Source organism: Clostridium lacusfryxellense, assembly GCF_018861735.1.
In the GTDB taxonomy this organism is placed as follows: Bacteria; Bacillota; Clostridia; order Clostridiales; family Clostridiaceae; genus Clostridium_AD; species Clostridium_AD lacusfryxellense.
The window spans coordinates 16,145-30,058 of the sequence record NZ_JAHLEB010000010.1 but is presented as its reverse complement, the minus strand read 5'-3'; the positions used below and the strand labels follow the sequence as shown (position 1 = coordinate 30,058).

The following is a 13,914-nucleotide window of genomic DNA, read 5'->3' as shown; positions in this document are numbered from 1 at the left end:
TTATGAAAAAGCTAAAGGTAATGACGATACTTGGAACAAGACCTGAGATAATAAGACTATCTGAAGTTATAAAAGCTTGTGACACTTATTTTGATCATATTCTAGTACATACAGGACAAAACTGGGATTATACACTTAATGATGTGTTTTTTAAGGAACTAGATCTTAGGCAGCCAAATTATTTTCTAGGAGTTGTAGGAAATGATCTTGGTGAAACTATGGGTAATATAATAGATAAAAGTTACAAAATATTAGCTAGCGAAAAACCAGATGCCTTAGTAATACTTGGTGACACAAACAGTTGCCTTAGTGTTATTGCCGCTAAGAGATTAAAAATACCGATATTTCATATGGAAGCTGGGAACAGATGTTTTGATCAAAATGTACCTGAGGAAATAAATAGGAAAATAGTTGACGTTACATCGGACGTTAATATGGCATACACAGAACATGCAAGAAGATATCTCTTATCAGAGGGAATACGCAAGGAATATACTTTTGTTACTGGTTCACCTCTTCCAGAAGTTTTTCATAGATATATTGATAAAATAAATGAAAGTAAGGTTCTCCAAACATTAGGCCTTGAAAAAGGTAAATATATTTTAGTTAGTGCTCACAGAGAAGAAAACATTGATAATGAAGAAAATTTTAAAAGTATAACGGATGCACTAAATGTTATAGCTGAAACTTATGATATGCCCGTTATATACTCAACTCATCCACGAAGCTGGAAACGAATTGAAGAAAAAAACATTAAGTTCCATAAAAATATAAAACAACTTAAACCATTTGGGTTTTATGATTATAACAAACTTCAAAAGGATTCCTTTTGCGTTTTATCTGATAGTGGTTCTCTTGCCGAGGAAACTAATATTATGGAATTTGCAGGAGTCTCAATAAGAACAAGTACTGAAAGGCCAGAAGCAGTTGACAAAGGATCGTTTATACTTGGTGGAATAACGGTTGGAAGCATAACTCAGGCTATTGATATAATAACTAAGCAAAAATCATTAGGAGAAAAAACAGTGAAAGCTTTTGATTATACTGATGTCAATGTGGCTGTAAAGGTTGTTAATATTATTCAAGGCTATACTAGTGTAATAAACAGGTTTATATGGAGGAAATAGTGGGAGGCGAGCTAAGCATATGAAGATTTTAATGATAGGACCATTTCCAGACCCTATAACGGGTATGTCTGTGTCTAATGAAATGCTTTTGGCTGGCTTAAAAGAAAACGGACATATAGTTGAGTTTATAGATAGTAATGCAGAAAGAACTTTTACAAGCCTCGTGGCACAAGGTAAATTTAGTATTAAGAAAGTATTAAATAGTCTTAGGCCAATAATTATTGGCTGTTTTAAGATTTTATTTGGAAAATTTGATAGAGTTTATGTTACACCTGCCCAAAGTTATTTGGGGTTCTTAAAGTATACCCCCTTTATAAACGTGGCTAAGTTAAAAAAGATTAAATGTTTTCTTCACTTTCATGGTGGATATGTTCGCATTATGTATGATAGTTTAGACGCTAAAAAGCAAAAAAGATTAAAATATTATTTTAATAAAAGCTCAGGCATTATAGTGCTCGGTAATTCACTGATAAGCATGTTTGATGGAATACTTCATAAAGATAAAGTTTTTGTTTGTGAAAATGGAGTTCAGGATGAATATATGATGAGCGAGGAAGAGTTAACTGAAAAATTAATTAAAAATGAGAACTTGTCTAATAAAGATGAAAATAATGAAGAAACAAATATATTGCAAATATTATATCTAAGTAACTTAATGAAAAGCAAGGGTATCTTAGACTTAATGGAAGCTTGCCTAGGACTTAAAGAAGAAGAATTTAAATTCCATTTGAATTTAGCGGGGAATATAGAAGAAGAAATACTAGAGACTGTTAATCAAATGATTAACGAGCTTGGAGATAGTGTAACATATAATGGAGTTGTCAAAGGTGATAAAAAAGCGACGCTACTTAGAGATAATCATATATTTTGCCTTCCTACATATTATCCAAATGAGGGCCAACCAATTTCTATTTTAGAAGCAATGGGTAATGGACTTGCAATTATCACCACAAATCAAGGTGGAATGGTAGATATCTTTAAGGATGGAGAAAATGGAGTTCTTTGCTATGGCAAAAATCCAGAGTCAATAAAAGAAGCTATAAAATTATGTTATGAAGATTACGAAAGATATGCTAAAAAAAATTATTATGAATGTTTAGCTAAATATAGTAGAAAAGAATTTGTAGCTAGGATAGAAAATATTATCTTAAAGCAGTAAAGGAGAAAATAACTATGAAAACTTTTATATCATTTAATAAACGTTATTTGGTCGTGGAATTAGTTTGTTTATTAATATTTGGTACAGTAGTGCTAATTCCAGTGGACAAAATTTCTGTAAGTATTGCCTTAGCTGAAATAATAGCTATAGGGATATTTCTTTATATGTTTATTTATCGTGGATTATATAAACATAATTATAGTTTTTCCAGGTTATCCAAAAGGGTATTTTGGGTTTTATTTTCATTTGGTATATATTTTGTTATACTTTTTGGAGTTAGATTTGTTAAAAATCTACCCTTTGCGTTGACAACATGGCCTATAAGATCATGGATACTGGGTTCGTCAGTGTTTTTTATAATGGACGGATATAAACCAAAAATAAATCATCTCTTAAGTGGAATATTGATTATTTATTCTGCTCTAAATATTAGAGAAATGGTAGATTGCTTTAGATTCACAGATATTAGAAAATTAACATTTTTAGATAATATTAATATCTATATGTACATTTCTATAATGTTTATTACATTTGCAGTATGGGCTATAAAAGAAAGTAAAGAAAAGAGATTACCAAAATGGACTACTCCAGTTGCTTATTTAAATATTGGAATTAGTATGGTGTTTGCATTTCTTTCTGGTGGGAGATTAGGCTGGGTAGTTATGGGAGCGGTAATTGTAGTTTCAATTATTTTATTATTTGGTTTCAAATGGTACTCATGGAAGAGAATCATATCATTTATGATAGTCTGTCTTATGGTTACTATACTTGCCGCATCAGTAAATTTCATGAAATCACGCAGTAATGTATATAGAACATTTTCTTTTATTGTAAGTAAAATACCAGCATTAACGCAACCGAAATCCGATGATGAAGAAGAGAACGGTGCAGAAACCACTGAGGCTAGTGACGCAATACGTGGAATATTCTGGTCGAAAGCTTGGACTGCAATAAAAAAGAATCCTATTGTTGGAGCTGGTACATTTGCAGTAGCATATAAAGAGTCAGTTCCAGTTACGGATCAAGTTACTGGGAAAAAAATAATTTTGGAAGAACCAATACAAAGACCTGCACATAATTTCATACTTGAAACTTGGATGGGATGGGGGCTTATAGGATTAATAATGTATCTAACGAGTTTAATCGCTGCTTGTTATTACATTTTAATAAAACTAACCAATATTCCAAAGGTTTATCGTTTTTGTTGTATTCTACCTATAGTATCAGCTGCATTTTTAAGTTTATTACAATCATTTATACTTCTCAATTTCCAGGCAGCATATATTGTATGGTTTTGTTTAGGATTTGCGGCAGTTCTTGATAACCATTATAAAAATACTCAAACTTAAAATAATATAAAAACATTATATTAATTATTATTATTAAAAACACATATAAGCTACTATAAGTGATATTATTGTTGAATAGAGTAGATTTACTTTGCTAGAATGAATAATTTGTCGATAATCATTCTTATGGTAATAATTAAAATAGTTAGGAATGATAATAATGGAAACAAATGATAAAAAAAATATTGATAAAAATATTAATGATAAAATACTAAAAATGGATGACAAAGGAAGAGTTTTCTTTTGGGATAACCTTAAAGTATTGCTTATAGTGTTAGTTGTAGTAGGTCATTCTGTAGACTTTTATACAGCTGATTCTTTAATTATGAGGAATATATATATGTTTATCTACACTTTTCATATGCCTCTATTTATATTTGTTTCAGGATATTTTTCTAAAACAGTTGTTGAAGGAAAACATCTAAGTATAGAGAAGGTGTTTTCATTTTTAACATTATATTTTTTAATGAAATTATGCTTTTTTATTGTAACCAGATATCTATTGGGGAATTCAGAGACAGATTTTAAATTTTTAGTAGAAGCAGGTGTTCCGTGGTATTTACTAGCGATGAGTGTTTGGTTTTGCATTACATATATTATAAAAGGCATTAAGCCAGTGTTTGTAATAATTTTTTCTGTTATAGTAGGAATTATGGTAGGGTATTACAAAATAGTATCGGTTAAAGATCTTTTTAGTTTATCAAGGATCTTAGTCTTTTTTCCATATTTCATAATTGGTTATTATTTCAATCAAAATCAATTAATAAAGATTTTAAAATGCTCTTGGTTAAAATGGATATCTTTAATTTCTATAATTATATTAATTATAATTATTTGTTTATATGGACAAGATATGTATTTATTCAGAGGGTTTTTAACAGGACGTAATTCTTTTTTAACTTTAAAAAGACCTATATTTGGTGGTGCCTATAGATTGATGTTTTATGGGTTATCTATTATTCTATCACTTGCAATCCTATATATAACTCCAAAAGGTGAAACATTTGTAACAAAGTTTGGAACTAGGACACTTCAAGTGTATTTTATACATCATCTAGTATTATCAACATACCATTATTATAAATTAAATGATTATATAATTAAAATGTTCCCGGATTATTGGGAGATAGTTTACCTATTCCTTGCGGTTGGGTTAGCCTTAGTTCTATCATTAAAAATATTTGAATATCCATTTAAAAAAATAATGGATATTAAATTTAAGAAAATACTAAGAGATTAATACCTCTTGGTATTTTTGTTTGTTTAATCGACATTTGGGCATAATTCTAATATAGACATTTATTAGGAGTGTGCGAGGATGAGTGACGGGAAATTAACAATATTAAATAACATTTCGATTTTAATACCTGCTTTTAACCCAGATAATAAGCTGATCGTTTTAGTTAGGAATCTTATAACGGCGGGTTTTACAAATATAAGTATAGTGGATGATGGTAGTGGTGTGGAGTATAAACAGATTTTTGATCAGATAGGGGCTCAAAAGCAGTGCCATCTTTTGGTTCATGAAAAGAATATGGGGAAAGGTAGAGCTCTAAAAACGGGGTTTAATTATTTTCTAAACAATTGTGGCCAGTGTGTTGGTATTGTTACTGCGGATGCAGATGGACAGCATAGCATTGAGGATATTATGAAGGTATCGCAACGGCTAATTGATAATCCAGATAAATTGATTTTAGGATCTAGAAACTTTTCAAAATCAAATATACCTTTCAGGAGCAGGTTTGGAAACATAATGACTAGTAAGATGTTTGGATTATTAGCTGGAATACGTATTAGTGATACACAAACAGGGTTAAGAGCTATCTCAACAGGATTTGCCCAAGAATTAATGAACGTACGTGGAGAAAGATTTGAGTACGAGACAAACATGTTACTTGAATGTAAAAATAAAAATATAGTTATAGACGAAGTTTGTATCGACACTATTTATATAGAAGAAAATAAGTCATCTCATTTTAATCCCATAGTAGATTCAATAAAGATCTATGGGGTTTTCTTTAAATTTATGTCATCATCGTTTATATCTTTTATATTGGATATAGGGTTATTTACATTGTTTTCAAAACTGTTTTATAACCTAACACCAACATATTTTATTTTACTCGCAACCATTGTATCTAGGATTATGTCTTCTTTATTTAACTATAATGTAAATAAAAATGCAGTATTTAAACACAAAACTTATGATAAATTTGTGATAGCTAGATATTATGCCTTATGTCTAACTCTAATGCTTATATCAGGACTAAGCGTATCGGCTACTTGGTTTGTTTTTGGGCGTTCTGTGGTTCTTATTAAAGTTATGATAGATGGAATTTTGTCCATTATGAGTTATAAGGTTCAAAAGGAATGGGTTTTTAAGAAAATCTCTATTCCTGAGGAGTTATAATATGTATTTAATACTCATCTTTTTTATATTATGCTCTGGCGCTGCTATGCTTTCCTCCATATTTAATAAAAGAATTGAAGAAACCTTAGCAGTGTGGATATTAGTAATGATTATAATTTTGTATATAGCAGGATTATTAGGAAAACTTAAAATGGGTGTATTCATTATAATACTACTTGGAGTAGTGAGTGTTATCTTTTCTTGTTATAATTTGTACTTAGATGGAGAGAAGTTTATAGAAAATGTTTGGACTCCTGGATTTGTTGTTTTCATGATATTTTTTGTACTAGCATGGTGGACCCAAAGGGGAAGAATGTTAACATCTTGGGATGAATTTTCTCATTGGGGAACTGTAGTTAAAAATATGTATATCTTCGATGCTCTTGGAAATCATACTGGATCAACTGTAACATTTAGGGGATACCCTCCTGCAACTGCACTTTTTGAATACTTATGGGTGAGACTATCTGGAAGTTTTAGCGAAGGCAATTTGTATAGGGCTATGAATATATTATATTTTTCATTAACGTTGCCTATTTTTAGTAATATAAGATGGAAGAACTTTAGCAAGATAGTTATTCGATTTGTTTTTATATTAATTTTGCCCTTGGCATTCTTTCAGGACTTTTACTCGAATCTAATGGTGGATGCAATTCTAGGAGTAATGCTATCAAATGTACTTTTTACCTACTATGTTAATGAACTAAGTACTTTTAAATTAATTAATATAAGTCTCACATTATTTGTATTAACACTTACAAAATCCTCAGGATTTGGACTAGCAATCATAGCAATTATGATAATGACTATAGATTTATTAGTAAAACAAAAAGACAATTTAAGCACATATCTTAAGTTACGTAATAGAAAGATATGTTTAGTTTTATGTCCGATTTTTTTCACCTTAATATCAAAATATTCATGGTCTATATATCTTAAAATTACAAAAACAGGTGAGGCTTGGGAAACAAGTGGAGTTAATGTGCAAAATATAAAGGATTTGTTTAATGGGAATGCGCCACACTACCGAATGATAACTATAAAGAATTTCTGTAATGCTTTTACTGAAACTTTTTTAACGGACTATACATTTAAATTATCATTTATGGGTTGGATAGTAATACTACTCACAATTTCTATAATGCTTATAACTTTTATTTGTAATGAGGAGGAAAAAGGTAGATATAGATTAGGACTTAGTGCGATATTTATAGGAGCCGTCATATACGCAACATCTTTACTTATCTTATATGTGTTTACATATACGGAGTATGAGGCTACTAATCTAGCATCATATTCTAGGTATACAGGTACCTATATATTAGGGGCTTTGATTTTTCTTGTAGTAACTACATGTTTGAAAGAAGAAAAGAAACTATCATGCTCTACAGTGTTATTATTATTTCTATTAATTACTATCAAGGTAACACCAGTTATAAATAATATTATATTGGCTCCTAGTAGTGTAAAAAGTACGATAGCAAGGCGAACGCCATATGTACCCATATTAAAGATAAAAGGAACAATAAACCCTAAAACTGATAAAGTTTATATAATTTCTGTTGGAAGTCATGGATATGATTATTGGGTGAACAGGTATAATATAACACCTATAAAAACCAACTTGAAGCTAGATAGTTGGAGTCTTGGGAACCCTTATTATAAAGGTGATATTTGGACTAAAGATATATCCACTAAGGATTGGGGCCAAGAATTAAAAAATGATTATACTTATGTGTATATATATAAAACAAATGAAGGATTCAAGAAAACTTATGGGGAAATCTTTGAAGGTGGAGAGGAATCTGTGAAAAATGATACTTTGTATTATGTTAACAAAAGTAACGAAAAAATTGTCCTTGAAAAAATAAGGTAAAAGACTACATGAGGAGAACTACTTAAATTTATAATATAAATTTAAGTGGTTTTTTTGGTTATATAGTCTAATTTCCTAAAAGAGGAATAATAATTAAAGTAAAGGATTTATTAAAGGAGAGTTTAGGGTGAGAAATATTTCCTATAGATTTAAAAGAAAACCTTTTATGAATTTCAAAATTGGAAAAGTAATAATAATTATTATTGTAGCATTAGGTGTAAGTATGTTCTTTCCTCATTTAATTAGAAATACTTATGTAGTAACGATTGGAAATAAACGAATAGTAAGAACTAATAATAAAAATACGTATTTAATTTATGCACAAATGGAAGATGGCAATATAAAGGTATTTAAAAATACTAATAATTTATTTGAATTTAAATTTCATTCTGAAGATACGTATTGGGCATTAACACTAAATAGAAAATATGAAATTACTGCATATGGATTTAATATACCTATATTATCTTCTTACCAAAACATTGTAAAGGTTAAAGGTGTAAAATAGGAGGTAAATCTGAAACAGAATAGAAGGAAGTTTATTAGTTCAAAAGTATGACATTAAAAGTAAGATATGATACAATATAATTTATTAGAAAATTGGTGGTGATATATTGAGAAAATTAAGTATTGTATTATGTTTAGTATGGATGGTTTTGATATTCTATAATTCTTCGAGACCAGGCACATTATCGAATACTGGAAGCTATAAGATTGTTCAATCTATAAGAAATGATAAAAATATTTTGCAGGGTAAAACTAATTCAAACAAAACAAATCCTAGCTTGTTACCGATAAATCAAAGAGATGAAAAAATAAATATATTTATTAGAAAAAATGCACATGCTTTTGAGTATTTTATATTAGCAGTGCTTGTTTCGAATCTTCTGTTTTTATTTGCACTTAAAGGCAGGAATGCATTAACTTATATAATGTTTATATGCTTATTCTACGCAGTAACTGATGAATATCATCAAAAGTTTATTGCAGGTAGAGGATCATCAGTAAGTGACGTGTTAATAGATTTTACAGGGGCTTTAATAGGTTTGGGATTTTTTTATCTAGTGTATTATAAGTGTTTCACTAGATACTTTATTAAGAATAAAAAATGCAGAGCTAACTAATATAATATTTTATAAATTGAGTGAATTATTCCATACTTTGGAGCGATTTATTCTTTTTTTTGCTTAATAGATTATATTATAAATCTATGTTGAAAGTGAATTGTAAACGATTAGAAAAATTAGTAAAATGTCGAAATGAAGAGAAATATGTTATAATGACAACTATTATTGGAATTAATTATTTTAGGAGGGAATAAAAGCTATATTATGGAATGTAATTGGAAGATTAAAATCAAAATATGAGAGGTGAACAAAATGGAGTTAAGGGAAAAAAGTACCCAAGGCGATATCGAGGTTCAAGATAATATCGAGGTTCGGTGCGATGACAAAGATCAAGGAAATACACAGGTTCAGAAGAAAACTGGACCAAAGAGAGTTAGATACATAGATAGTGGGAGGGCCGTTGCTAGTTTTGCTGGAATAATATATCATGTGGCTATGATTTTTTGTTCAACATGGGTAATAACTGCAAGTGAACAAAATAAGATATATGGACTTGGAGTATATACATCTTATATAAATTTATTTAGAATGCCACTTTTTCTATTTATTTCAGGTTATTTTAGTATCTCAGTTTTAAGCAGAAAAGGAACAAAGAAATTTTTACATAATAGATTAATGCGAATAGGGATACCCTTGGCATCTACGATGATTATACTAAACACGTTGCAGAGTTATTTTGGAAGTTATTTGTTAAAAGGGAGGCATTCTTTTGATGGGTGGTTAAAGCAATTGTTGCCATGGTCATCAAATTTCAATTTTTCCCATGCTTGGTATCTTTACTACATATTAATTTTCTCAGGAGTATTACTGATTATCGATTATAAAAAGATAATTACTAATAAAATTAAAAAGTTAGGTAATTACAATCCGTATTTTTTAGATGTGATTATCTTAATATTGACCATTGGTACAAGCATATGCGGATTAGGGATATATAAAATATATCCGATGACTCACCCACTTATAGCTATAATTGATATGACGATGTACTTGCCATTTTTCCTAATAGGGTACGTATGTTACGTAAATAAGAATTTTATGGAACAACTTATAATAAATATAGATAAAAAAAGAGTCTTCTATTTTGTCATTATGATAGCAGTTTCAATGTCCGCATTAGTATTGTTGGCTGATAATTTTAAGTATCCTAGTTTTTTTATAAATCTTGTGTGTAGATATTATTCATTATTACTTGTGATTAATTTACTTCAAAGGTTTTTAAACAAAGAAAATAAAGTTATCGACTATATGGCGAAATCATCATATGGAGTTTATATATTTCATCAACCGGTAATTGTAGTGGTTGGTTATATATATGTAAAATACTATAGTTATCTTCCTCCATATGTTGGATTTTTAGCGGTTTTAAGTGCTTCGATAATATTTACGTATTTGATAGAGTGGGTATTAATTAAAAAAACTAAGGTTGGTAAGTTCTTGTTTAATGGTGCATAGGCCTAGTAAACAGGAGAATTTGCAATATGGTTAAACTGTTTTTTTACCATTATTATATAAAGAAACGATATTTATGATGATATTACTTATGAACGAACTTACAACAAATAAATTTTAATTTTAAAAACAGTAAGTAAACAAAACTTAACAAAATCATGAAAAGCAGAAGTTATTAAACTTCTGCTTTATTTTACGTATTAATATAAAGATGACATTAAGTACCTAGAACCAATGATTATAGTATGCGCTAGAAATAAAAAAATAAAATGAATTCGATTTCATATTATTGTTAAGAGTAGTTTACAATTACTTTCCAGTATCATGTAATTATTATGTGAAGTTTAATTTAATTAAACAATAAAAAATATAATGTATATTAGATGAACAAAACGACCTGTTAGGAGCCTTTAAAGGTAAGATAACCAATCCTTTAGTGTATATTGGAGCATATGGCAATTAACATACTTAGTTGCCAAATTAGTAGTTTGATATAAGGTTTACTCGGTTATATAATAAAAACAGTAATTTGTGAAGAATTATTGAGTATATTTATCGGCTATCATAAAAGGGCCACATTAGATAAAAAATTAAGATATTACATAGAAAAAAAGCATTACAAAAAAAAGGCATTACTTAAAGAAGGAGACGATTTATATGAAAGTAAAGAAAGCTATAATACCAGCAGCAGGACTAGGGACAAGATTTTTGCCTGCAACAAAGGCATTACCTAAGGAAATGTTACCTATAGTTGATAAACCTACAATGCAATATATTATCGAAGAAGCAATAGAATCGGGTATAGAAGAGATATTAATTATAACTGGAAGAAATAAAAAATCTATTGAAGATCACTTTGATAAGTCAGTAGAGCTCGAACTTGAACTTGAAAACAAAAATAAGGATGATCTACTTAAGCAGGTAAGAGATATATCAAACATGGTTAATATACATTTTATAAGACAAAAGGAACCCAAAGGTCTTGGACATGCAATTAATTGCGCTAGAGCATTTGTAGGTAATGAGCCTTTTGCTGTAATGCTCGGTGATGATATAGTTGATGCCGATACTCCATGTTTAAAGCAACTTATGGATTGTTTTGAAGAAAAAGGAACATCGATTCTAGGAGTTCAAGAAGTGTCTAAGGAAAACGTAGATAAATATGGCATAGTTGATGGAGTTCAAATTAGTGATAGGGTATACAAGGTAAATAACCTAGTTGAAAAACCACGTGTAGATTTAGCACCATCAAATGTAGCTATACTTGGTAGATATATCATAACACCTGAGATATTTGATATATTAGATAATACGGAGCCTGGTAAAGGCGGTGAGATTCAGTTAACTGATGCGCTAAAGACATTAATAGACCAGCAAGAAATGCACGCATACATATTTGAAGGACGTAGATACGATGTAGGTGATAAATTAGGATTTCTTGAGGCAACAGTAGAGTTTGCTTTAAAAAGAGATGAGCTAAAGGTTCCATTCATGGAGTATCTTCAGACTTTAAAAGAGAATGATAAATTTAAAAATCTGTATGAAGTAGTAAAAGAAGAAACCTCTAGTAAAGTGATGTTTGGTGACTAATAACCTTGAATTTACTAAATCTCATACTCAATTAGCCAAAGGTGTTGCAATTGTCTTAATGATGATTCGTCACCTGTTTGCTTTTCCAGAAAGAATACAAAATGTATCATATATTTCTATGATTTCATTTGGGAATTTTGGGTTATATCAAAATTGGAGCTTGGAGTTTTTCTTAGGTGATTTCGGAAATATATGTGTAGCTATGTATCTATTTTTAAGTGGATATGGATTATGTATAAGTTCACTTAGAAAAGATAAATTTACAATTAAAGATTCAATTAAAAAAATGATGAAATTTTTGATCAATTATTGGGTAGTTTTCATTATTTTTGTACCAATAGGCCTTATATGGTTTAGAGGCAATACAGGTTATCATCTTAGTATAGTGGAATTTATGGCAAACTTTTTTACATTAAGTTCATCTTATAATATGGAATGGTGGTTTGTAAGACTGTACATAGAATTATTATTGCTTTTCCCATTTATAAAGTCAATTTTGAAAGGCAGTGTTATTTCTTCAGTAGCTACATCGCTAGGTGTTTATTTTTTATCTATTGTTGTAGAGGTAATAGTAATTAAAACACCTCAAATGTCATTTTTAAAAACTAATTTTTTCTACAAGGATGTAATGGAAATTTTATTTTGGCAAATGACATTTTGTACTGGATTTATAATAGCTAAATTCAATTTATTTAATTATATAAATGAAAAATTAACTAGCAAGAGACTAGATAAAAATAGTATTTACGCTTTGACAATTATAGCCATCATAGTAGTTAGAATTGAGTTTTCATCCATATGTAAAATTATTGGGAAGGGTAACGCTACATATATAGACTTTATATTAGTACCGACCTTCATATTAGTTTGTACAAATCTTATTCAACGTTTTAAGAGTAAAAATGTTTTTTTAGTTTTAGGGAAACATTCCACAAATATATGGTTAACTCACACCTTCTTCTGTTTTTATTACTTTCAAAGAGTGATATTTTTGCCGAAGTTGTCTATATTGATTTTAGTTTGGTTATCAGCTTTAAGTCTAGGAGCGTCAACACTTATCAATTTCATATTAAAAAAATTGCAGTTTAAATTTAGGGGGGGTATAAATGCAACAACCACAAAGAGAGTCAATAGTTAGACCGGAAGATAATGTATCGAAGGTTGCTAGTAAAAATAAGAAAAACATAGGGTATTTTATCCTCAAGAGGATAATTGATGTTATAGGTGCTTTAAGCGGATTAATATTAATAAGCCCAGTGCTGATTATTGTTGCTATCTGGATAAAACTTGATTCAAAGGGTCCTGTATTTTTCGCTCAAAGTAGAGTTGGGCAGGACGGTACTAAATTTATGATGTACAAATTTAGGTCTATGTGTACAAATGCAGAACGTCTTCTAAGCAAACTTGAAGATGAAAATGAGATGTCAGGACCTATGTTTAAAATAAAAGAAGACCCAAGAGTAACTAAAATAGGAAAATTCATAAGAAAGACAAGTATAGATGAGTTACCACAACTTCTTAATGTGTTAAAGGGAGAAATGTCTCTTGTTGGACCAAGGCCAAGCCTTCCTAAAGAAGTTGCACAGTTTACACCATTTCAAAAGATAAGATTAGTTGCAAAACCAGGTTTAACTTGTTATTGGCAGGTAAATGGGCGCAGTGATGTCACTTTTAAAGAATGGATGAAAATGGATGTGGAATATATCAAAGAAAGAAATACATTGATAGATATAAGTCTTATTTTCAAAACAGTAGGAGTGCTTTTCGGCGATAAGGATGCAATGTAGATAATCATTAATCTTAAAGAATTATTCAAGGGAGGAA

The 13,914-nt window shown here is 29.5% G+C and carries 12 protein-coding genes; all 12 read left to right on the top strand.

Features of this window, described 5'->3' with window-relative positions; translation table 11 throughout:
* Window positions 1–2: 2 nt before the first annotated feature.
* The 12 genes from wecB to KPL55_RS07830 all read left to right on the top strand — a co-directional run bounded on the left by wecB (window position 3) and on the right by KPL55_RS07830 (window position 13,877).
* Entirely contained in the window at window positions 3–1,127 is a 1,125-nt protein-coding gene (gene wecB, locus KPL55_RS07885; protein ID WP_216306169.1) for a non-hydrolyzing UDP-N-acetylglucosamine 2-epimerase, read from the top strand.
* A gap of 19 nt (window positions 1,128–1,146) precedes the next feature.
* Window positions 1,147–2,286, top strand: a complete 1,140-nt coding sequence (locus KPL55_RS07880) for a glycosyltransferase family 4 protein (RefSeq protein ID WP_216306168.1) — start codon at window positions 1,147–1,149, stop codon at window positions 2,284–2,286.
* Window positions 2,287–2,300: 14 nt separating this feature from the next.
* Window positions 2,301–3,635 carry an O-antigen ligase family protein gene (locus KPL55_RS07875; protein WP_216306167.1) on the top strand — a complete coding sequence of 445 codons (1,335 nt, stop codon included), beginning with the start codon at window positions 2,301–2,303 and terminating at the stop codon, window positions 3,633–3,635.
* 160 nt (window positions 3,636–3,795) lie between these two features.
* Window positions 3,796–4,875: an acyltransferase family protein gene (locus tag KPL55_RS07870; RefSeq protein ID WP_216306166.1), complete on the top strand. Its 1,080-nt coding sequence runs from the start codon at window positions 3,796–3,798 to the stop codon at window positions 4,873–4,875.
* Between the two features lie 78 nt (window positions 4,876–4,953).
* Window positions 4,954–6,045, top strand: coding sequence for a glycosyltransferase (locus KPL55_RS07865; RefSeq protein WP_216306165.1), 1,092 nt, complete (start codon window positions 4,954–4,956; stop codon window positions 6,043–6,045).
* A gap of 1 nt (window position 6,046) precedes the next feature.
* Window positions 6,047–7,921, top strand: a complete 1,875-nt coding sequence (locus KPL55_RS07860; RefSeq protein WP_216306164.1) for a hypothetical protein — start codon at window positions 6,047–6,049, stop codon at window positions 7,919–7,921.
* Window positions 7,922–8,048: 127 nt separating this feature from the next.
* A complete protein-coding gene (locus tag KPL55_RS07855) occupies window positions 8,049–8,429 on the top strand; it encodes a DUF1523 domain-containing protein (RefSeq protein ID WP_312887250.1) in 381 nt (126 codons plus the stop codon).
* A 106-nt stretch (window positions 8,430–8,535) separates the two neighbouring features.
* A complete protein-coding gene (locus KPL55_RS07850; protein ID WP_216306163.1) occupies window positions 8,536–9,045 on the top strand; it encodes a VanZ family protein in 510 nt (169 codons plus the stop codon).
* A gap of 255 nt (window positions 9,046–9,300) precedes the next feature.
* Window positions 9,301–10,503 carry an acyltransferase family protein gene (locus tag KPL55_RS07845; protein ID WP_216306162.1) on the top strand — a complete coding sequence of 401 codons (1,203 nt, stop codon included), beginning with the start codon at window positions 9,301–9,303 and terminating at the stop codon, window positions 10,501–10,503.
* 654 nt (window positions 10,504–11,157) lie between these two features.
* Window positions 11,158–12,090 (top strand): UTP--glucose-1-phosphate uridylyltransferase GalU, encoded by a 933-nt coding sequence (gene galU / locus KPL55_RS07840; protein ID WP_216306161.1) that lies wholly within the window; start codon window positions 11,158–11,160, stop codon window positions 12,088–12,090.
* Window positions 12,083–13,228 (top strand): acyltransferase family protein, encoded by a 1,146-nt coding sequence (locus KPL55_RS07835; RefSeq protein ID WP_312887253.1) that lies wholly within the window; start codon window positions 12,083–12,085, stop codon window positions 13,226–13,228. The genes galU and KPL55_RS07835 overlap by 8 nt, the downstream gene beginning before the upstream one ends.
* The gene (locus KPL55_RS07830; RefSeq protein ID WP_216306159.1) at window positions 13,197–13,877 is read left to right on the top strand and encodes a sugar transferase; all 681 of its coding nucleotides are present in this window, start codon (window positions 13,197–13,199) and stop codon (window positions 13,875–13,877) included. The genes KPL55_RS07835 and KPL55_RS07830 overlap by 32 nt, the downstream gene beginning before the upstream one ends.
* Window positions 13,878–13,914 lie beyond the last annotated feature (37 nt).